Source organism: Rhodococcus sp. ACS1 (genome assembly GCF_002300155.1).
GTDB lineage: Bacteria > Actinomycetota > Actinomycetes > Mycobacteriales > Mycobacteriaceae > Rhodococcus_F > Rhodococcus_F koreensis.
Map to the genome: position 1 here is coordinate 124597 of NZ_NSDZ01000003.1, position 21506 is coordinate 146102.

The following is a 21506-nucleotide window of genomic DNA, read 5'->3' on the forward strand; positions in this document are numbered from 1 at the left end:
ACCGTGTTTGACCAGCGTCACTCGACCGACCCCTTCTCTCCGAACGCGACGCACGTACTCTGGTCTCCGTGCGGATACAGCGGCAGGTGGTGGACTATGCGCTTCAGCGCCGGTCTCTCCTGGCCGAGGTCTACTCGGGCAGGACGGGTGTCAAGGAGGTCTGCGACGCCAGCCCCTACCTGCTTCGTGCCGCAAAGTTCCACGGCAAGGGCAGTGACGTGGTGTGCCCGATCTGCCGTAAGGAGCAGTTGACTCTGGTTTCCTGGGTCTTCGGCGACAAGTTGGGCCCGGTGTCGGGTTCGGCTCGTACGGCCGAGGAGTTGGTGCGTCTTGCGTCCACTCAGGAGGAGTTCTCGGTTCACGTGGTCGAGGTGTGCCGGACATGCAGCTGGAACCATTTGGTTCAGTCCTATGTTCTCGGTACCGTGCCCGCACCGAAACGGCCCAGGCGGTCGTCGCCACGGCCTCGGCCTCCGAGCCGTCGCACCGCGAGCGAGTAGACACGCCCGAACACGGACGCGGGCCGAAGAATGCCCACAGACGTAACGCAGGACTGAAGCCGGTCCACAACCACTGGAGATTTGTACGTGAGTTCCCCCCGCAGCAACGCCCCGGGTGATCGACCGAACGGACCGAGACGACCGAGTGGCCCCCCGCCACAGGGGCGCCCCGGAGGTCCACCACCCCGCGGCGGACAGCCTGCGGGTGGTCCCCCGCCGCGCCGGATGCCGCCTCCGCCCCCGCAGGGTGGTGGCCGTCCCCCCGGCCCGCCGCCGCGTCGTCCCGGTCCGCCGCCGCAGGGTGGTGGCCGTCCCCCCGGTCCGCCGCCGCGTCGTCCCGGTCCCCCGCCCGGACGTCCCGCGGGTGCGCCCCCGGTGGCGCGTAACCAGTCGGGCCCCGGTGGGCGCCCGCCGGGACCGCCGCCGTCGAACGGCCGCAAGACCGGTGGCGGCCGCGGTGGTGAACCGCCGAAGGGTGGAAAGAAGACGGCTGTGAAGAAGTCGCGGTGGAAGATCGTGCGCCGGACGGCGTTCGCGTGTGTCGCGCTGGGTCTGATCATCCCGATCCTGCTGTTCATGGCGGCCTACGTCGTCCAGGACGTTCCGCGTCCCGGCGACCTCAAGACCAACCAGGTCGCCACGATCTACGCGTCCGACGGCACGTCGGTGCTGAGCAAGGTGGTGCCGCCGGAGGGCAACCGCACCGAGGTGACGCTCGACCAGATCCCGAAGCACACCCGTGACGCGGTGCTCGCTGCCGAGGACCGGGACTTCTACTCGAACCCCGGCTTCTCGATCGGTGGTTTCGCGCGTGCCGCCCGCGACAACGTCCTGGGCAAGGACAGCGCCGGTGGTGGCTCGACCATCACGCAGCAGTACGTGAAGAAGACGATGGTCGGTTCCGAGCGTTCGCTGACGCGAAAGATGAAGGAACTCGTCATCTCGTCGAAGATGGCCCGTGAGTGGTCCAAGGACGACATCCTCGCCGCGTACCTGAACACCATCTACTTCGGGCGTGGTGCGTACGGCATCGCGGCCGCGTCGAAGGCGTACTTCAACAAGCCCGTCGACCAGTTGACGGTCGAGGAGAGCGCGGTGCTGGCGTCGTCGATCCAGCTGCCGTCGCTGCTCGACCCGGAGACCAACCCGGAGGGCGCGCAGGCGCGCTGGAACTACGTGCTCGACGGCATGGTGTCGGCGGGGACGCTGCAGCAGTCGGCCCGGTCGGTGATGCAGTATCCGCCGTACGTGCCGATCGCTCAGGTCGACAACGGCAACCAGGATTCCGGACCGGAGGGTCTGATCAAGAACCAGGTTCTGCGGGAGCTGGGTGAGGCGGGGATCAGCGAGCAGCTGCTCAACACCGAGGGCCTCGAGATCACCACCACCATCGACCCGGTCGCCCAGGCGGCGGCCGTGGATTCGGTCCGCTCGAACATGGAGGGTGAGCCGGAGAACCTGCGCACCGGTGTGGTGTCGGTCGACCCGAAGACGGGCGCGGTGCGGGCGTACTACGGCGGCGAGGACGGCGGCGGCTACGACTTCGCGAACGCCGGCCTGCAGACCGGTTCGTCGTTCAAGGTGTTCGGTCTCGCCGCGGCCCTCGACCAGGGCATCCCGCTGTCGCAGATGTACGACAGCTCGGAGCTGACGGTCAACGGCATCACCATCAGCAACGTCGAGGGCGAGGGTTGCGGCACCTGCACCATCGCCGAGGCGTTGAAGCGGTCGCTGAACACCAGCTTCTACCGTCAGGAACTCGAACTCGACGGCGGACCGCAGGCGATCGCCGACATGGCCCACAAGGCGGGCATCCCGCAGGAGATCCCCGGCGTCGGGCCTTCGCTGACCGAGCCGGACGGCAGTGGTCCGAACAACGGCATCGTGCTAGGCCAGTACCAGTCGCGGGTCCTCGACATGGCGTCGTCCTACGCCACACTGGCCGCGTCGGGCACGTACCGTGCCCCGCACTTCGTGCAGAAGGTCGTGAGCGCGGACGGGACGGTGCTGCTCGACCGCGGCGGCGACACCGGTGAGGACCGCATCGACAAGGACGTCGCCGACAACGTGACGTCGGCGATGGAGCCGATCGCCGGGTACTCGCGTGGCCACAACCTGGCAGGCGGACGCCCGTCGGCCGCGAAGACCGGTACCGCGCAGCTCGGCGACACCGGGAAGAACAAGGACGCCTGGATGGTCGGGTACACCCCGTCGCTGTCCACGGCGGTGTGGGTCGGCACCACCGACGGTCAGGCGCTGGAGAACAGCGGCGGCGCCATGATCTACGGTTCCGGTCTGCCTTCCGACATCTGGAAGGACACGATGGACGGCGCCCTCGAGGGCACCGACGTCGAGAAGTTCCCGAAGCCGGGTGCGATCGGTGGTCAGTCGGGTGTCCCGGCCTATTCGGCGCCCGCACCGACCAAGACGTCGGCGCCGCCGTCGAGCACGTTCCAGTTGCCGACGGAACTCGTGCCGCCGGTGGTCGTGACGCCTTCGCCGGTGGAGATCCTGCCCGGCATCACCATCCCGATCCCGGGACTGGCACCGCGGCAGACCACCCCGGCCCCGGCCGTTCCGGCGGAACCGGAGACGACGACACCGCCGAACGCCGGTAACGGCAACGGCCAGCAGCAGGTTCCGACCCGTTAACGGCGACCGGTAGCCTCGCGGAGTGGCCGACAACCGTGACGCGCACGCCGTCCGAGACGCGGGCGAGACGGATTTCGTCTCGCCCGCGCCGCTGGCGAAAGACCGGCGTTCCGCGGATTGGCGGGACCTTCCGGGCCGCACCGACCCTCTGACCGCCGATCTGTCCGGCGTGATCGGCGGTCCGGTCGGACGGCACGCGGTCGTCGGGCGCAGCCGGTTCTTCACGCCGATGCGCGCCATTCTGTTGCTGGCGATCGTGTTTCTCGCGCTCGGCTGGTTCGCGAAGGCGCCGTGCATCCAGCAGGCTCCCGTCGGTGAGAACGGTGCGCTCGGGCTCGACTGGAGCGGCAGCAGGCAGTACGTCGCGATGTGTTACTCGGACACGGTGCCCCTGTACGGGGCGGAACGGTTGAACGAGGGCGCGTTCCCCTACAAGAAGTGGTGGGAAGAAAGCGCAGGCAACGGCCAGATCCAGCGTCGCTACATGGAATACCCGGTGATCTCCGGGCTCTACCAGTACGGCGCGATGACGATCGCGAAGTCGTGGGATGCGGTGCACTGGTTGCCCGGTGCCCTGCAGGTCGCGATCTATTTCAACGTCGTCGCACTCGGTCTGGCACTGGTCTGGCTGGTCACCGTCTGGGCGAGCGCGCTGCTGGCCGGACGCCGGATCTGGGACGCCGCGCTGATCGCCGCGTCCCCGCTCGTGATCGTGCACGCGTTCACGAATTTCGATCCCCTCGCAACGGCTTTCGCCGCGGGCGGGCTGCTGGCGTGGTCGCGGAAACGGCCGGTGCTCGCCGGGATCCTGCTCGGGCTCGGCGGCGCCGCCAAGCTGTATCCGCTGCTCCTCCTCGGACCCCTGCTGGTGCTGTGTCTGCGCACGGGCCGGGTGCGGGACTGGTCGGTTACCGCACTGACCGGGGTCGGCGCGTGGATCGCGGTGAATCTGCCGATCGCCGTGCTGTTCCCGCGCGGCTGGGCCGAGTTCTTCCGGCTCAATTCCGAACGCGGCGCCGACCCCGACTCCGTCTACAACGTCATCTCCTCGTTCACGGGCTGGACCGGATTCGACGGCATCCTGGCGGCCGGTCAGGCGCCCACCGTGCTCAACGCGGTGTCGTTCCTGCTGTTCGCGCTCGTGTGCGTCGGGATCGGGTATGTCGCGCTGACGGCGCCGAGACGGCCGCGGCTCACCCAACTGTGCTTCCTGCTGGTCGCGGGTTTCCTCCTCACCAACAAGGTGTGGAGCCCGCAGTATTCGCTGTGGCTCGTGCCGCTGGCCGTGCTCGCGTTCCCGCACCGGCGGATCCTGCTGGCCTGGATGACGATCGACGCACTCGTGTGGGTGCCGCGCATGTTCTACTACCTCGGCGTCTCCAACAAGGGGCTCCCCGAGCAGTGGTTCACCGCCGCGGTGGTGGTCCGCGACGTCGCGGTCGTGGTCATCTGTGCGCTGATACTCCGCCAGATCTACCGGCCCGACGAGGACCTCGTGCGGTACGGCTTCATCGACGATCCGGTAGGCGGGGTGCTCGACCAGGCGCCCGATGCGCAGCCGCGGTGGCTGCCTGCCTGGCTACGCCCGCGGCCACCCGTAGAAGCGTCTCCCGCTCACGGTGTTTCGCCAGGCTAGGGCTTCGACAGCACCAGCACAGCCCCGACCGCGAACACGGCGATCGAGACACCGAGGGCGATCGCGCGGATCGACCACTGGCGGGCGTCGGCGGCGGCGCGCACCGACAGGTCGTACTCGCCGCGCTCCCACAACCGGTGGACGGTGCGCGCACGCAGCAGCGCGACGATACCGAACGGCACGAACGCGACAATCGCAAGTACGGCGAGCGGCAGACTGCTGGCCGGCGGCGGTGCCAGCGGCCCGCGGTAGTCCGCCCCGGTGTCCTGCTGCTGCGACGTCATGCGTTGCCTCCCCGTGGTGGTGCCCACGACCGTGGGCGACGACGTGGAGTATAGACCGTCGAGATCTCCGACTGTGCAGTGCCTTTCGCGTGGCCGGCGGCTACGGCCCGGCTACCGGCCGGTCTCCACGGCGGGCGGATGCGCCCGGGCCGCGACCCACGCCGCCACCTGGGTGCGGGAGCTGACGGCCAGCTTGTCGAAGATGTGCTCGACGTGCCCGTCGACGGTGCGCCGCGAGATCACCAGCCTTTCGGCTATCTGCCGATTACTGAGACCCTGCGCGAGCAGTTCGGCGATCTCCTGTTCCCGTTTCGTCAGAGGCGACGCCTCGGCGACGGGCGCCGCCGCGTCCTCGGTCCGGGTGCCGAGCGCGAGATCGACCGCCTGCTCGATGGTGAGCCGGATCGCGGGCGTTGCGAGTTGGGCGAATTCGCCGGGCCCCACCATGCGGGCGGCGTCCCGCTCGGACGACTGCGAGTCGTCGGTGATCTGGGGGCCGAACGCCGCGACCGACGTGCCGAGCCGATGCCACACCCCCTTCGCGGCGCCGCACAGGGTCGCCGCCGCGTTCGCGTCGCCGCTCGACGTCGCCACCCACGACAGCACCTCGATCGACAGGGCCGTGCAGATCTTGTCCTTGAAGTCGCGTTGGATCCGCAGCGCCTGCTGGGCGGCGTCGACGGCGTCGTCGGCCCGGCCCAGGTGGAAGTACGCGACGCTCGAAACCCAGAGGGCGTAGGCCTTGTTCCACTTCTCGCCGTGCCTGTCCGCCACCGCGATCACGTCGCGGCACGTCTCCAGTGCGTCGTCGAGGCGGCCGTCGTAGGTCTGCGCCATGCCCAGTTCGAACGACGCCGTCAGAGCCGAGGCCGTGTCGCCGACGGCGCGGTGGACGGCGATCGCGTCACGGAACAGCAGGATCGCGTCGGCGGGGCGGCCGGAGAACACCGCGTGGATCCCCGCCCAGTGATCGGCGTGCGCGCGCAGTCGCTCGTCGCCGAGTGCCGTCGCGATCGCGGTGCATTCGTCGAGGTGTTCCCGCGCGGCGTCGCGGTCGCCCTGGATCAGCGCGGTCCACGCGGTCACCCACAGCACGTCGCCCCGCTCCCGGGTCGGTTCGGTGAGCCGCTGCAGGATCCGCTCGAGCCGGATCCGCCCGTCGGACAGGTTGCCGCCGGCGATCCAGTGATACCGCAGGGCGACGGCCAGTTCGGCGGCCGCGGCCCGCTGCGAGTCGTCGTGCAGGGCCCAGTCCAGGGCGGCGACGAGGTTGGGGTGGTCGATCCGCAGTCCCGCGAGGGTCTCGGATTGTCCTGGCCCGCACCAGTCGAGCGACGACCGGCGGGCGCGCTCCGAATAGTGCTCGAGGTGTCGCCGGTACATCTCGTCGCGCTCCCCGCTCAGCTCGAGGAGCTCGTGCCCGTACTCCCGAACCGTCATCAGTTGCGAGTAGCGGAGTCGCTCGGTCGAACGGTCGACGGTGACAAGGCATTTCCCGACGAGCCGATCGAGGACGTCGATGACCGGTGAGTCCGACAGCGCACCGAACCCGCTGATCGCCTCCGCGGCGTCGAGATCGAAGCTTCCGGGGAACACGGCGAGCCGGGACCACAGCAACCGCTCGGTGTCCGAGCACAGTTCGTAACTCCAGTCGATGAGGGCGCGCAGCGTCTGCTGACGGGGCAGTGCCGCCCGGTCGCCGCCGGTGAGGAGCGCGAAACGCTGGTCGAGGCGTTCGACGAGTTGCGACGCGGACAGCGACCGCATCCGGGCCGCGGCGAGTTCGATGGCGAGCGGGATCCCGTCGAGCTGGTTGCACAACTGCGCGATGGCGGGGGCGTTCGCGTCGGTGAGGCGGAAGTCGGCGACGACGCCCTGCGCGCGCTCGACGAGCAACGACACCGATTCGAACGGGGCGATGTCCGCTGCGCGGCAGCCCTCGATATCACCCGGAGTGCTCAGCGGCGGAAGGAGGTACGTGAATTCGCCGGCGATTCCGAGCGGTTCGCGACTCGTGGTGAGGATCCGGACCTCCGGTGCCGAGGCGAGGACGGTGCCGACGAATTCGCTTGCGGCGGACAATAGGTGCTCACAGTTGTCGAGGACGATCAGCAGGTGCCGGGACTGCAGTTGGTCGATCACCTTGTCCATCACCGCACGGCTCGACTGGTCGGTGACGCCGAGGGCGGCCGCGGCGGCGGAAGGCAGTGCGTCGGGATCGCGGACGGGCGCGAGGTCGATCCACCGGACCGAGTCGCGGAAGGCGCGCGCCGAGCGGACCGCGAGTTCCTCGGCCAACCGCGTCTTGCCCACGCCGCCCGCGCCGAGCAGCGACACCAGCCGGGACTGTTGGAGTCGGGCGCGGGCTTCCTCGATCTCGCGCCGCCGGCCGATGAAGCTGGTCATCGACCTGGTGAGTTCTCTCGAGCGAGTCAGTGGATGTCTCCCGTGTCCGGTCGGCCAGGTGTGGCACGAACCTACTCCCACCTGCTGTGACGGACAACACAGGTAATCAAGGGGGTGTTTTACCCCGTGTGGGGGTGCTGTGACGTGGGTCATTGTCGTTGGCATACCCCGGTTGCCCGCTCGACTCCAGCCGGAACCCATCGCCCCGAGGAGCCCAACACATGTCAAAGACCAATTCTTCCGCCGACGTCGATGTCGTCGTCGTGGGTGCCGGGTTCGCCGGCCTCTACGCGCTCCGCAAATTGCGCGACACGATGAAGCTGTCGACGCGGGTGTTCGAGGCCGGTTCGGACGTGGGCGGCACCTGGTTCTGGAATCGGTACCCGGGAGCGCGCTGCGACATCGAGAGCGTCCACTACTCGTACTCGTTCGACGAGGATCTGCAGCAGGACTGGCAGTGGAGTGAGAGGTTCGCCGGCCAACCGGAGATCCTCCGCTACCTCGAACACGTCGCCGACCGCTTCGACCTGCGGAAGGACATCACGTTCGACACCCGGGTGGTCGGCGTGCACTGGGACGACGAGGACTCGGTGTGGACGGTCCGCACCGACGACGGCGGCGTCGTCCGCAGCCGGTACTTCATCTCCGGGGCGGGCAATCTGTCGGTGCCGAAGACGCCGGAGTTCGGTGGCATCGACAACTTCCGCGGGGAGGTGCTGCTCACCGGCAACTGGCCGCGTGAGGGCGCCGACTTCACCGGCAAGCGGGTTGCCGTGATCGGGACCGGGGCCAGCGGCATCCAGGCCATCCCGTTCATCGCCGACGACGCGGCCGAACTGGTCGTCTTCCAGCGCACCCCCAACTTCGCGACCCCCCTCGGCAACGGCCCGATCGACCCGGACGAAGTCGCGGACATCAAGAGCAACTACGCGGACGTGCGGACCGCGGCGCGCAACCACTTCCTCGGCGTCCCGTTCACTCAGGTGCAGCCGTCCGCGCTCGCCGTCGACGCCGAGGAGCGCCGCCGCACGTTCGACGAGCGCTGGAACGCCGGAGGGTTCCGACTGTTCATCGACTCCTACCAGGACATCCTGTTCGACAAGGAAGCCAACGACACGATCGCCGACTACATCCGCGACCGGATCCACGAGCGGGTCCAGGACCCGGCGAAGGCGGCGACACTGGCCCCGACCGGCTACGCGTACGGCACCAAGCGTCCCCCGCTCGAGACCAACTATTACGAGGCGTTCAACCGCGACTCGGTGAGCGTCGTCGACGTGAAGACCACGCCGATCGACGAGATCACGCCGACCGGAGTCCGGGTCGGTGACCGCGTCTACGAGGTCGACACCATCGTGCTCGCAACCGGATTCGACGCCATGACCGGCCCGCTGATGGCGATGGACATCCGCGGTCGGGGTGGTCTGCCGTTGGCCGAGAAGTGGGAGCACGGACCCAGGACGTACCTCGGCATCATGGTCAACGAGTTCCCGAACCTGTTCGTCATCACCGGGCCGCAGTCGCCGTCGGTGCTCTACAACATGCCACTCGCCATCGAGGACCACGTCGACTTCGCCACCGATGCGATCGACTACCTGGACCGGCGTGGCCTCGACGTCATCGAGCCCACTGCACAGTCCGAAAGCGAGTGGGGTGCTTTGACCAACGACATCGCGAACCAGACCCTGCTGCCGGAGACGAACTCGTGGTACATGGGCGCGAACATTCCCGGCAAGCCTCGTGCCTGCATGGTCTACCTCGGCGGCGCCCCCACCTACCGGGCGACGTGCGACGAGGTGGTGGCGGGCGGCTACTCCGGCTTCGCACTCACCCGGGCGGGGGCGCGCGTCGCCTCCGCCGCCGGGCAGCGTGTCCGCCGGGCTTCCACAGTGTCCTGACCCCGAACCCCGACAGAGGAGACCGACATGGCACTCGATTCACACGCAGCCGACCTGATCGCCGGACTACAGGCGCAGGGGCTGAAGGCGTTCGAGCACAGCACCGTGGAGGAGGTGCGGGCGGTGGTGGCGACGTTCACCGGACTGCAGGCGCCGCCCGAACCCGTCGCCCGCGTGGTGGACGCGCACTACGAGAGCGGCGGAGCGCAGATCGCGCTGCGGGTCTACATCCCCGAGGGGCAGGCGCCGCACCCGGTGGTCCTGTACTTCCACGGCGGCGGATTCGTCGCCGGCGACCTCGACGTCGTCGACGAACCCGCACGCGCGGTCGCGAACGGCGCAGGCGCGATCGTCGTCGCCGCGACGTACCGGCGCGCCCCGGAACACCGGTTCCCGGCCGCCGCCGACGACGCGGCGGCCGCCCTGCAGTGGGTGGCGGCCAACGTCGGGACGTACGGCGGTGACCCCGGCAACGTCGTCGTCATGGGTGACAGCGCCGGCGGCAACCTGGCGGCGGTCACCGCGCTGCGCGCACGCGACGAGGACGGGCCGCGGCTGCGAGGGCAGGTGCTGATCTATCCGGTGATCGACCCGAACGCGGAGTTCCCCTCCCGGCGGGAGTTCGCCGAGGGATACGTGATCGGTGCGGGAGACCTCGACTGGTTCTGGGGCAACTACCTGTCGTCGCCCGAGGACGCGACTCATCCGTACGCCGTCCCGAGCCGCGCCGCGAGCCTCGAGGGACTTCCGCCCGCGCTCGTGCTCACCACCGAGAACGAGGTGGCCCGCGACGAGGCCGAGGCGTACGCCGGGGCGCTGCGGCAGGCGGGTGTCGACACGGAGGCGATCCGCTTCGACGGACTCCTCCACGGCGCGTTCTGGATGTCCGGGGCGGTTCCGCGCAGCAGCGAAATGCGCTCGGCCGTCGTCGAGTTCGTGAAGCGGGTGACGGCCACCGCGCCCGTCCTGTGACGTGACCCGCCCGCGTCAGCCCTCGACTCGCGCCTCGAGTCGGGGGCAGAGGCGCGGCCATTCCTCGTCGACCATCGAGAACAGGGCGGTGTTGCGCCACGATCCGTCGCGGCGGCGCCGGTGTTTGCGCAGGATGCCCTCGAACTCGGCACCCAGCTTGGCGATGGCGCCGCGGGAGTGGGCGTTGCGCTCGTCGGTGTGCCATTCGACGCGGACGGCGCCGAGGTCCTCGAACGCCCGCCGCAGCAACAGCAGTTTCGATTCCGGATTGATCAGCGTTCCCTGCGCGGAACGCGACAACCAGGTGTGCCCGATCGCGAGACTGCGGTTCTTCGGGTCGATCAGATACAGCGACGTCGAACCGACGATCCGCCCGGCGGCAACGTCGATCTGCGCGTACGCCAACCGGGTCGGATCCTCGTCGGCGCCGCGGACGAACGCCGCGGCGTCGTCACGGTCGGCGATGGCGACGGACGTCCAGTGGAAGATGCGCGGGTCGTCGACCGCGTCCAGCAGGCCGTCGACGTGGTTCTCGCCCAGTGGTTCGAGGCGTACGTGCCGTCCGGTGAGAGTGGGATGCGCGAACCAGGATTCGCTCATCGCGCCGGCTCGGGAGATTTCAGCATCGGCCGCCTGCCGGACCCCGGACCGGTGCGCCCGCGGACGGGCGGATGCCGCAGAGTCGCGCGCAGAAACACGAAGAACAGCACCACCAGCAGTCCCGCCCGACCCCACACCCCGAACTTCACCAGCACCTCGAACGTCGACGCGTCCGTCTGGGCGGCGAGGGCGCCGAAGTACTTGAAGACGCCGATCCCCATCGACAGGTCGGCCACGAGATACGCGGCGACGAGCCCCCACGGGACGCGCAGCAGCACGAAGAACGGGATCAGCCACAGCGTGTACTGCGGCGAATGCACCTTGTGTAGCAGCAGGAATCCGCACAGCATGGCGGCGCTGACGGCGATCCACGGGTACACGCCGTCGCGGTGGAATCGCAACCAGCCGAGCCGCAGGGCGATCGCGAACGCGGCGCACACGAGGAGCGGCGACAGCAGGCTCACCGTCTGGTCGTACGCGGGCAGCGGAACGTCGTCGGCGACCGGTCCGAACAGCGGACGCAGCCCCCAGTACCAGATGGAGTTGGTGGTGAGATCGGCCTGACGGTTCTCCTGGAACGTGAACGACGCCCGCCACCCGCTGTAGGAGATGAGGGCGAACGGCAGGTTCACCGCCACCACCGTGGTGATCGCGGCGACCGCGACCAGCACTGCGCCGCGCACGTCGTAGCGTCGCTCCGCGGTGCCGTTCCGGGTGAGGACGTACGCGATCAGCGGCAGCACGAACGCACCCGGATACAGCTTCAGGCAGAACCCGACGGCGAGGAGCACCGCCGCGAGGACAGCGCGGGTGCGGAGCGGGATCCGTTCGAGTGTCATGACGAAGATCGCGGCCACCGACGTCGCGACCACCGGCAGTTCCCAGTTGTGGAAGGCGTACAGCACCAGCGGCGGCGTCGCCGACCACAGCAGCGCCCACCAGCCGGCCAGCCGTCCCAGCATCCACGCCGTGAGCAGGCCGAACGGCGCGAGGATCAGCGCCGAGTGCAGCAGGAAGTCGGCGTCGGTGTGCGAACCGATGCCGCCGAGCCACATCAGCACGCCACTCAGCACCGGGTACTCGACGGTGCCGCCGGTGAGGACGCCGTCGGCGTTGATCCCCCCGGTGATGTACGGGAAAACGTGCAGGTTGACGTCGCGGCCGAGCCACAGGAACTGGATGTCGGAATAGCAGACCTGCGTGTCCTTGATGCGGTCGAAGATCAGGCTGCGCCCGACGCCGTCGAACGGCGCCCCCGCGCACCGCGCCTTCTGCAGGTAGCCGGCGAGCATGGCGAGGCCCGCCAACCCGACGACGACCGCCGTGATCGGCGACCGCTGCCGAGCTCCGATATGCATGAATCCACACTAGGGCGCTCCGCGCCCTGTGCGCCTTTCTGGTAGCCACAACTACCAAAAAGGCGCACAGGGCATTGCCCAATTTCGCTGGTCAGGGGCTCGTCGTGTACCCTGCAAAGGTTGCTGACGCAACGACCCTCCTGCCACGGACAGTCCGTGGCCGTTTTCACTAGTCCATAGGAGGTGATGAGGTCTTATGCGTCATTACGAATTGATGGTCATCCTTGACCCCAGCCTGGACGAGCGCACTGTTGCTCCTTCGCTGGATACGTTCCTCAATGTTGTTCGCCAGGACGGCGGCAAGATCGACAAGGTCGATGTCTGGGGTAAGCGTCGTCTCGCCTACGAGATCCTGAAGCACAGCGAAGGCATCTACGCGGTGATCGACATCAGCGCTACGCCCGCCACCGTCGCGGAGCTCGATCGTCAGCTCGGTCTGAACGAGTCGGTGCTGCGTACGAAGGTTCTGCGCCACAACAAGTGATTTCTGTCGGTCACCAGCCCTAGGCTCGTGCCCAACCGAACTCCACATTCTGCAGGAGGAACCATATGGCAGGCGACACCGTCATCACCGTCATCGGAAACTTGACGGCTGATCCGGAGCTTCGATTCACCCCCGCGGGTGCCGCGGTCGCGAACTTCACTGTCGCGTCCACGCCCCGCACCTTCGACCGTCAGACCAATGAATGGAAAGACGGCGAAGCACTGTTTCTGCGTTGCAACATCTGGCGCGAGGCAGCCGAGAACGTCGCGGAGAGTTTGACCCGTGGCTCGCGAGTGATCGTGAGCGGCCGGCTCAAGCAGCGCTCCTACGAAACTCGTGAAGGTGAAAAGCGCACTGTCGTCGAGCTCGAGGTCGACGAGATCGGCCCCTCGCTGAGGTACGCCACGGCCAAGGTCAACAAGGCCAACCGTGGTGGCGGCGGCGGTGGAGGCTTCGGTTCCTCCGGCGGATCGGGCGGCGGACGTCCGCAATCCAATACCGGCGGAGATGATCCGTGGGGCAGCGCGCCGCAGGCGTCCGGCTCCTTCGGAGGCTCTGGTGGTGGGAGCGACGAACCCCCGTTCTGATCCGTACCTGATCGGAACATCCAGAAAAGAGCAAACAAATGCCGAAGCCGCCCTTGCGCGACAAGGTAATGAAGAAGAAGATCTGCATCTTCTGCAAAGAGAAGAACACGCAGATCAACTACAAGGACACGACGCTGCTGCGTAAGTACGTCAGCGACCGCGGCAAGATCCGTGCGCGCCGTGTCACCGGCAACTGCGTCCAGCACCAGCGCGACGTTGCCATTGCCGTCAAGAACTCACGTGAGGTGGCGTTGCTGCCTTACGCCACCGTGGCTCGCTAAGGAAAGGGAGGAAAGACATGAAGCTCATCCTCACCGCTGACGTGGACAACCTCGGTGCGCCTGGCGACACCGTCGAGGTCAAGGACGGCTACGGCCGCAACTACCTGCTGCCCCGCGGCCTGGCCATCGTCGCCACCCGTGGCGCCGAGAAGCAGGTCGAAGGCATCCGTCGTGCGCAGGAAGCCCGCGCCGTGCGCGGTCTCGACCACGCCAAGGAGCTCAAGGCCGCCATCGAGGGCATCGAGAACATCTCGCTGACGGTCAAGACCGCCGGTGACTCGGGCAAGCTCTTCGGTTCGGTTACCGCCGCCGACGTCGCCGCTGCCATCAAGGCTGCCGGTGGACCCGTCGTCGACAAGCGCAGCCTGGAGCTGCCGAAGGCTCACATCAAGGCGACCGGCAAGCACGCCGTCGTCGTGAACCTGCACCCCGACGTGGTTGCGAAGTTCCACCTGAACGTCGTCGGCGCCTAGTCGACCCGTTCACACACAGGCCCCCCGGACGCCTTGGCGTGCGGGGGGCCTGCGCTTGTCGATTCCGGCTCTCAGCCGCCCTCTCCGGCCCGTTTTCGCGGGTGTGAAGCATGCAGAGGAGCGGCTTCCAGGTGTGTCTGGAAGTTAGCCGCCCGCGCCGGAGATCTGTGAGGTGAATCATATTGCCACCCGGGGGCGACCAACTCAACACGCCCGAGTCGTCAACGCGAAAGACACGCCGAACGGGTTTTCATCCACAGTTGTGAGAATCCAAAAAACGGCTCTGAGCTGGGTACTTGGGATTGTGATATGCACTTATCCTCAGGTTGTCCCCATGGGGTTAACAAACGTACCCAGCGGTTTACACAATTTGTCCCCAGCTGTGTACACAGGCTGGTTTGAACACCGGGTAGCTAATCCCTAACGTCGTCCCGGCGTGTCTCGCGATCACGACGCCGGCTGCCAGGAAGAGCCTGCGAAGGTTGTCGGTGGGGGCGAGTACAAAGAGTTCGTAGCACCAACACCGGGAAGCTTTTCCCGGGGCGGCGCAACAGTGATGGGGAAGGTCGGTCGAGTGGCTGTAGTAGACGATCGGGGCCATTCCGAATACCCGGGTCCGCCCGACGCGGAGCCCGGTGAAGAGTTCGGTCGGCAGCCCCCGCAGGACATGGCGGCGGAGCAGTCGGTGCTCGGCGGCATGCTCCTCAGCAAGGACGCCATCGCAGACGTGCTCGAGGTGCTCCGTCCCGGCGACTTCTACCGTCCCGCGCATCAGTCGGTGTACGACGTGATCCTGGACCTCTACAGTCGCGGTGAGCCCGCCGACCCGGTGACGGTGTCCGCGGAACTGGATCGCCGCGGTGAGCTCCGTCGCATCGGCGGCGCGCCCTACCTGGTGACGCTCACCCAGACGGTGCCCACCGCCGCCAACGCCGGCTACTACGCCGAGATCGTGGCGGAGAAGGCCATCCTGCGTCGCCTCGTCGACGCAGGCACCCGCATCGTCCAGTACGGCTACACCGGAGCCGACGGACAGGACGTCGCCGAGGTCGTCGACCGTGCGCAGGCCGAGATCTTCGAGGTCACCGAACGCCGCACCACCGAGGACTTCGTCCCCCTCGAGGAGCTCCTGCAGCCCACGATGGACGAGATCGACTCCATCGCCAGCCGCGGCGGCATCTCCCTCGGCGTGCCCACCGGCTTCGTCGAACTCGACGAGATCACCAACGGCCTCCACCCCGGGCAGATGATCATCGTCGCGGCGCGGCCCGGTGTAGGTAAGGCGCTCGCCCTCGACACTCCCCTGGCCACGCCCACCGGCTGGACCACCATGGGTGACGTCCAGGTCGGCGACCACCTCATCGACGCCGACGGCAAGCCCACCCGCGTCGTTGCCGCCACCGACGTCATGGTCGGCCGGCCCTGCTACGAGGTGGAGTTCTCCGACGGCACCGTCCTCGTCGCCGACGAGCAGCATCAGTGGTTGACGGGCGTCGACGGGCGGGGCGCCGTGCGCACCACCGCTCAGATCGCCGGATCGATCGACCTCGGGCACAAGGTCGCGCACACACGCGCGTTGCAGCTGCCGACGTCGACCGTGCACGTCGACCCCTACGCCCTGGGCGCCTCGCTCACTGTCGGGGGCAAGCGAATCCCGGCGGAACTGTTGCGTGGGTCGGAATCGGAGCGTCGCGAGTTGCTGGCCGGCCTGCTCGATGCCGCAGGGTCGGTCGCCGACGACGGCGCGGTGCGGTTCCAGACCGGGAATCCCCCGTTGTCGCAGGATCTCGCCGAACTCGTCGTCAGCCTGGGATACGACTGCCGTCCGATCGACGGCGGGGTCACGTTCTACGCCGACGACGAGGTGTTCCAGCTTCATCGGAAGGCCATCCAGCACAAGGAACTTCGCGGCGAGGTGAGTGGTTTCCGCCGCATCGTCGCGGTACGTCCGATCGACAGTGTCGCAGTGCGGTGCGTCGAGGTCGACAATGCCGACCATCTGTATCTGGCGGGTCGTTCGATGGTGCCCACCCACAACTCCACGCTCGGCATGGACTTCCTGCGTTCCTGCTCGGTGAAGCACGGCATGGCCAGCGTCATGTTCTCCCTCGAGATGAGCAAGACCGAGATCGTCATGCGTCTGCTGTCGGCGGAGGCGAAGATCAAACTCGGCGACATGCGCTCCGGCAAGATGACCGACGACGACTGGACGAAACTCGCTCGCCGTATGAGTGAGATCAGTGAGGCGCCGCTGTTCATCGACGACTCCCCCAACCTGACCATGATGGAGATCCGTGCAAAAGCGCGGCGGCTCAAGCAGAAACACGACATCAAACTGATCGTCATCGACTACCTGCAGCTGATGAGCTCGGGTAAGAAGGTTGAGTCGCGTCAGCAGGAAGTCTCCGAATTCTCCCGAAGCCTCAAGCTCTTGGCGAAGGAACTCGAAGTTCCCGTGGTCGCGATCTGCCAGCTGAACCGTGGTCCCGAGCAGCGGCAAGATAAGCGCCCGCAGGTTGCTGACCTGCGTGAATCGGGATCGCTCGAGCAGGATGCCGACATGGTGATCCTCCTTTACCGCCCCGACGCGACCGAACGCGACGACCCCCGCGGCGGCGAGGCCGACCTCATCCTCGGCAAGCACCGAAACGGCCCGACCGCGACGATCACTGTGGCGCACCAGCTTCACCTGTCCAAGTTCGTGGACATGGCGAGAGGTTAGGCAGCAGCCATCTGAGGCGCCGCCCTCCGCTGCAGACGCCGCCCTCCGCTGCACAGAGGATGAGGGCGGTCCACTGCGCTGAACCGGTAATCCGCGACATCGCCCCCGTGGTCCAGCCCTCTGCATTTTCGACATGGTCGATGACGAGCGATTCGGCTCGACGGCGGGCGGGGGTGCGCGCGGAGTCGTGCTCACGGGCGGGGGGTCGATCTGTCCGACTTCGGTGCAGCGACTGCCTGTGGCCCTGTGAGAAGTCGGCCACATCTGTTCCGGGTAGTCGAAAACGAGGTCGTGCGGTACCCCCGGAACCGCCACCCAGGGGTGATCTTCCACCCCCTGCCGGGTCGCCGATCACCCCCTCGGGGGTGTTATCGAACGGCGGCTTCCGGCGAAAACTAGTGGTCGTCCGAGAACCACCCCCGAACTTCAGGAGCCACAGAATGTCCTCGATCACAACACGCACCGCAGCCTCAGCAGCGATCGGCGTCGCCCTCGGCTTCGGTGCCGTGCTGGCCCAGGGCGCCACCGCCGCCGCCGCACCCGCGGATGGCGCCGCCCCGCAGGTCCCGTACGCCGTCCAGGTGCGCGACCGCATCGGATGCGCCAACGCGTGGCCCATGGTCGCCTGCGATGCCCCCGACGAGGACGTTCCCGAGCAGGTCGAACTCTACGAACCGGGCACCACACTCACCGAGCCGGGCGGCGTCGACCTCTTCGGGTCCTCCAGCGCCCCGTACCACGCCGCGAACTACCCCCTCGAACCCGACGACGGCGTGATCTCCCATTCCCTCGACCCCGACATGCCCTGGATGTGACCCCGCCGGCTCCGGCGCCGAGTTCCCCCCGCCGCCGGAGCCCATCTGTGACGCGACGCCGAGAGTGTCCGCCGGTACGTCAACCCGGGGTGACCGGGGTCGCCATCCTCAGGGTTCGCCGCTCCGTTACCGGGAATTCTTCTCGGCGACCGCGGTCGCCGGGTGCACGGCGATCAGGCCGAGACCTTCGCGTCGCTTGCACAGCCGCGCCAACTCCCGATACGCGGCCTCACCGAGCAACTCGGTGAGCTCCGGCGCATACGACTCCCACACCGCCTTGGCGCCGACATGCGCATCCGGCGAGCCGGAGCAGTACCAGTCCAGATCCGCGCCGCCCTCACCCCAACCGCGGCGGTCGTACTCGGTGATCGTCGTCTTCAGGACCTGCTCACCGTCGGGTCGCTCCACCCATTCGTGGGTCCGCCGGATCGGCAGCTGCCAGCACACGTCCGGCTTCACCTCGAGCGGCTCGATCCCACGCCGCAGCGCCATCGAATGCAACGCGCACCCGATCCCACCCTCGAAGCCGGGACGGTTGAGGAAGATGCACGCGCCCTTGTAGCGGCGGGTACGCAGCGCCGGCTCGTCCTCGAGCTCATCCTCCTCGATGTACCCCGTCTCCCCGAGACCCTCCTTCCTGAACTGCCAATCCTCAGGTCTGAGCAGCTTCACCGACTCGTGCAACCTCTCGACATCCTCCTCGTCGGTCAAGAACGCGCCGTGCGAGCAGCAGCCGTCGTCGGGTCGGCCCGCGATGATGCCCTGGCAGGCCGGGGTGCCGAACACACAGGTCCAGCGTGAGAGCAGCCACGTCATGTCCGCGGCGATGAGATGCTCGGCGTCGTCGGGATCGAGGAACTCGACCCATTCCCGAGCGAAGTCGAGCGCAACCTCGGGGCTGGGCGCCATCTTGTGCGCACGCCGCGCACTACCTGCTGTCACAAACCCCCACGCTAGCCAACCCACATAACAGCCAAGGACTGATCCGATCCCCGTCCGGGATCAAACAATGCCGCCACGAATCGCGCCGATACGCCAGGGAGACCACCGCTGCGATAGACGACCGATCAACCCCAGCACCATTGCCGCACAACGGACAACCGTTGACGGGCACAGCCCACAACGTCTGGCGCCCGCGCCCCGTGGAGCGTCGGCCGTTGCCTCAACAGATGAACCCACCTCTGAAGCCGCCATTAGCGGTCACCGTCGGCAACGCACGCGCGACAATAGGTCAATGACCGAGCTGCAGATCCGCGAGGCGACGCCGGACGATGCCCAGATGTGTGGGCGAATCATGTTCGACGCCTTCGAGGCGCTCGCCACGCGCCATCACTTTCCGATCGAAGCGGGCACACCCGAACTCGCCGACTTCCAGATCAAGGCGATGCTGGACACCGACGGCATCTACGGCCTGGTTGCCGAGCGTGACGGCCACATCGTCGGCAGTGCCCTACAGGACGAGCGCGGAAAGATCGTCGGCATCGGACCCGTCAGTGTCGACCCGGTGGCATCGGACGCGGGGGCGGGCCGTGCGCTGATGAATGCTCTGCTCGAGCGATCGCGAGAGCGTGAGGTCGCGGGCGTGCGGCTGGTACAGACGACGTACAACTATCGGTCCTTCTCCCTGTACGCCAAGCTCGGCTTTGCCGTCCGTGAGCTGTTGTCCGTCTTCCAGGGAACAGCACATGGGTCCGCGATACCCGGCGCAGTCGTACGTGCAGCGACACCGGACGACATCGCCGCCTGCGACGAGATCTGTCGGCAGGTGCACGGCCACGACCGCCACGGCGAGCTGCAGCAGTGGGTCGGTGCCGGAACCGCCCGCGTGGTCGAGCGTGGCGGCCGGATCACCGGCTATGCGACGGGTTTCGGCTACATCTGGCATGCGGTTGGCCAGGCCGACGACGACGTCATCGCACTGCTGGCCGGCGCCGACGAGTTCACCGGACTCGGGTTCCTCGTGCCCTCACGCAATACCCGCCTCATGGCCTGGTGCTTCGATGCCGGGCTGCAGCTCGTCCAGCAGTCGACGCTGATGACGACCGGGCTCTACAACGAGCCGCAAGGCGCGTGGCTGCCGTCGATCGGCTACTAGATGGTTGATTCCTTGAAGCGTGTCGCGGAGGAGGAGTAGGCGGAGGGTTTCCAAGATCAAAGCGTGACCAAAGAACTGGAAACCCTCCTGACCGAACTGTATGTGCTCATCGACGATCATGTCGTCGAACCTCGCTCCGGTCGGGGTCGGCGGCCCGTGCTCAGCGATGCCGAACTGCTCACCCTGGCCGTGGCACAGATGCTGCTCGGGTTCGATTGTGAACGCCGGTGGATCCGGCACGCCCACCACAGCGTCGAGTTGCGTGCCCTGTTTCCCTACATTCCCGGACAGTCGGACTACAACAAACGTGTCAGGGCGGCACGAGGGTTGCTGTGCAAGGCAATTCAGACGCTGGCGCGGATCTCACCATCCTGGTTCGACGATTTGTGGATCACCGACGCCACCCCGGTGCCCTGCGGGATGTCTCGTGAAACGGTGAAACGGTCGGACCTGGCCGGACACGCCGGCTACGGCTATTGCGCTTCCCATTCGCGCTTCTACTGGGGGCTGAAGCTGTATCTGGTCTGTGCGGGCGACGGGATGCCGATCATGTGGTGCCTGGCGAATCCGAAGCTCGGTGAGCGTGAGGTGGTGACCGCGCTGCTCGAACGCGATCATCACCTGATTCGGTCGGGGCAGATCTTGCTCGCCGACAAAGGCTTTTCCGGCGCACAGTTCGCCGCCACCACCGCCGCGATGGGCCTGCAGCTGCTACGCCCGGACCGTAAGGACGAAACGTACAAGAACGGCAATCTCGGCGGGGTACGGCAGTGGATCGAATCGGTCAACCACACGTTGAAAGGGCAGCTTGGCCTGGAGGAACACGGTGGCCGTACCACGCACGGGGTGTTCGCCCGCGTCGCCCAGCGTGTGCTGGCGATGGCCGCCGGCATCTGGCACAACTGGAACATCGGCGCCACTGCCAAGCGATCATTGATCGCCTACGACCACTGATCCGTTCAAGGAATCAATCATCTAGTGGCCCAGGAGTCGACCGGGGCGGCCGTTCCAGTCGTATCGAAATGCGCGAATCCCCGCGGGCCGCGCGACAGCTCAAAAGATATGATGGGAATGGACTCGCAATCGGGCTGCCTTGGAGCGCCACACTGAGCGGGCATCCGGGGCAACCGAGGCGGTCACGTACAACAGCAGCGCGACACGGCACGATGCTGGCTCACGATCAACGCGCGAACGGCGTCACTCGCGGGGTGCCGTATCCGACGGCTTCAATTCATGCCGATGGAGCACCGACAATGAACACAACCACGAAGGCACGCACGAAAAGCCTTCTGATCAGGCTAGCGGTGGCCGGATCGATCGTCACGTTACCGGCGGGACTCGCCGCCGCACCCGCGGTGGCCTCGGTCGCCGCACCCGCGGTGGCGTCCGCCGCCGCATCGACCGCCCCGCCGGGGCAGGACCCGTGCGATCCCAACAACAACTGGCTGCTGCCGCCGGACCAAATTCAGCAGCAGATGAACATGTGCGGCAACAATGGCGGCCAAATGCAACGGGATCGGAACCGCGAGCAAAATAACCCGCCGGCACCCTTCAGGATGTCTCCGCCGCCGATGTTCGGCTCCTCCTGACGCGGACACCCACCCCGCGGTTCCGGCGCGACCCGGCCCACGAACGCCTGCGGCTCGCGGGCAGCGGACTCTCGCGCGCGAAACGCGGGGTCTCACGCCAAGGCACAGGAGGGCGTCCCGGCGGGCTGACAGTTGATCCCCCGCCTGCGGACAG

At 67.4% G+C, this 21506-nt stretch carries 19 protein-coding genes; 14 read left to right on the forward strand and 5 right to left on the reverse strand.

Going from position 1 to position 21506, the window contains the following annotated elements:
- The first annotated feature begins 68 nt into the window (after positions 1-68).
- The 3 genes from CJ179_RS11090 to CJ179_RS11100 all read left to right on the forward strand — a co-directional run bounded on the left by CJ179_RS11090 (position 69) and on the right by CJ179_RS11100 (position 4788).
- Positions 69-500, forward strand: coding sequence for a DUF5318 domain-containing protein (locus tag CJ179_RS11090; RefSeq protein ID WP_072947293.1), 432 nt, complete (start codon positions 69-71; stop codon positions 498-500).
- 375 nt (positions 501-875) lie between these two features.
- The gene (locus tag CJ179_RS11095) at positions 876-3152 is read left to right on the forward strand and encodes a transglycosylase domain-containing protein (protein WP_241031397.1); all 2277 of its coding nucleotides are present in this window, start codon (positions 876-878) and stop codon (positions 3150-3152) included.
- Positions 3153-3174: 22 nt separating this feature from the next.
- The gene (locus CJ179_RS11100; RefSeq protein WP_095861525.1) at positions 3175-4788 is read left to right on the forward strand and encodes a glycosyltransferase family 87 protein; all 1614 of its coding nucleotides are present in this window, start codon (positions 3175-3177) and stop codon (positions 4786-4788) included.
- Here CJ179_RS11100 and CJ179_RS11105 read toward each other — a convergent pair.
- Positions 4785-5072 carry a CD225/dispanin family protein gene (locus CJ179_RS11105; protein WP_072947291.1) on the reverse strand — a complete coding sequence of 96 codons (288 nt, stop codon included), beginning with the start codon at positions 5070-5072 and terminating at the stop codon, positions 4785-4787. The two genes, CJ179_RS11100 and CJ179_RS11105, sit on opposite strands and share 4 nt — an antisense overlap.
- A gap of 111 nt (positions 5073-5183) precedes the next feature.
- Complete coding sequence (locus CJ179_RS11110; RefSeq protein ID WP_095861526.1) at positions 5184-7478, reverse strand: LuxR C-terminal-related transcriptional regulator; 2295 nt, start codon at positions 7476-7478, stop codon at positions 5184-5186.
- A gap of 221 nt (positions 7479-7699) precedes the next feature.
- Here CJ179_RS11110 and CJ179_RS11115 point away from each other — a divergent pair, with 221 nt between their 5' ends.
- Positions 7700-9376 (forward strand): NAD(P)/FAD-dependent oxidoreductase, encoded by a 1677-nt coding sequence (locus CJ179_RS11115; protein ID WP_095861527.1) that lies wholly within the window; start codon positions 7700-7702, stop codon positions 9374-9376.
- 27 nt (positions 9377-9403) lie between these two features.
- Positions 9404-10348 (forward strand): alpha/beta hydrolase, encoded by a 945-nt coding sequence (locus CJ179_RS11120; RefSeq protein WP_095861528.1) that lies wholly within the window; start codon positions 9404-9406, stop codon positions 10346-10348.
- A gap of 15 nt (positions 10349-10363) precedes the next feature.
- On the opposite strand, the gene CJ179_RS11125 is transcribed toward CJ179_RS11120, so the two are convergent.
- Together CJ179_RS11125 and CJ179_RS11130 are read right to left on the reverse strand one after the other, a co-directional pair.
- Positions 10364-10948: a GNAT family N-acetyltransferase gene (locus CJ179_RS11125; RefSeq protein ID WP_095861529.1), complete on the reverse strand. Its 585-nt coding sequence runs from the start codon at positions 10946-10948 to the stop codon at positions 10364-10366.
- Positions 10945-12306, reverse strand: a complete 1362-nt coding sequence (locus CJ179_RS11130; protein ID WP_095861530.1) for a glycosyltransferase family 87 protein — start codon at positions 12304-12306, stop codon at positions 10945-10947. Before CJ179_RS11130 ends, CJ179_RS11125 begins: the two co-directional genes overlap by 4 nt.
- A gap of 196 nt (positions 12307-12502) precedes the next feature.
- Here CJ179_RS11130 and rpsF point away from each other — a divergent pair, with 196 nt between their 5' ends.
- The 6 genes from rpsF (at position 12503) to CJ179_RS11160 (ending at position 17668) form a co-directional block, all read left to right on the forward strand.
- Complete coding sequence (rpsF, locus tag CJ179_RS11135) at positions 12503-12790, forward strand: 30S ribosomal protein S6 (RefSeq protein WP_005249677.1); 288 nt, start codon at positions 12503-12505, stop codon at positions 12788-12790.
- 65 nt (positions 12791-12855) lie between these two features.
- Entirely contained in the window at positions 12856-13377 is a 522-nt protein-coding gene (locus CJ179_RS11140) for a single-stranded DNA-binding protein (protein ID WP_012690423.1), read from the forward strand.
- Between the two features lie 38 nt (positions 13378-13415).
- A complete protein-coding gene (gene rpsR / locus CJ179_RS11145; RefSeq protein WP_005249686.1) occupies positions 13416-13658 on the forward strand; it encodes a 30S ribosomal protein S18 in 243 nt (80 codons plus the stop codon).
- Between the two features lie 17 nt (positions 13659-13675).
- Entirely contained in the window at positions 13676-14131 is a 456-nt protein-coding gene (gene rplI, locus CJ179_RS11150) for a 50S ribosomal protein L9 (RefSeq protein WP_072947285.1), read from the forward strand.
- A 574-nt stretch (positions 14132-14705) separates the two neighbouring features.
- Positions 14706-16853: a replicative DNA helicase gene (gene dnaB, locus CJ179_RS11155; protein WP_072947314.1), complete on the forward strand. Its 2148-nt coding sequence runs from the start codon at positions 14706-14708 to the stop codon at positions 16851-16853.
- Between the two features lie 440 nt (positions 16854-17293).
- On the forward strand, positions 17294-17668 hold the full coding sequence (locus CJ179_RS11160; RefSeq protein ID WP_072947284.1) for a hypothetical protein: 375 nt from the start codon (positions 17294-17296) through the stop codon (positions 17666-17668).
- 126 nt (positions 17669-17794) lie between these two features.
- Here CJ179_RS11160 and CJ179_RS11165 read toward each other — a convergent pair whose 3' ends face one another.
- Positions 17795-18577: a hypothetical protein gene (locus CJ179_RS11165; RefSeq protein ID WP_072947283.1), complete on the reverse strand. Its 783-nt coding sequence runs from the start codon at positions 18575-18577 to the stop codon at positions 17795-17797.
- A gap of 325 nt (positions 18578-18902) precedes the next feature.
- Here CJ179_RS11165 and CJ179_RS11170 point away from each other — a divergent pair, with 325 nt between their 5' ends.
- From CJ179_RS11170 to CJ179_RS11180, 3 genes are all read left to right on the forward strand, one after another.
- A complete protein-coding gene (locus CJ179_RS11170) occupies positions 18903-19763 on the forward strand; it encodes a GNAT family N-acetyltransferase (RefSeq protein WP_095861531.1) in 861 nt (286 codons plus the stop codon).
- 63 nt (positions 19764-19826) lie between these two features.
- Positions 19827-20717 carry an IS982 family transposase gene (locus CJ179_RS11175; RefSeq protein ID WP_095861532.1) on the forward strand — a complete coding sequence of 297 codons (891 nt, stop codon included), beginning with the start codon at positions 19827-19829 and terminating at the stop codon, positions 20715-20717.
- A 299-nt stretch (positions 20718-21016) separates the two neighbouring features.
- Positions 21017-21352: a hypothetical protein gene (locus CJ179_RS11180; RefSeq protein ID WP_072947281.1), complete on the forward strand. Its 336-nt coding sequence runs from the start codon at positions 21017-21019 to the stop codon at positions 21350-21352.
- Positions 21353-21506: the final 154 nt, after the last annotated feature.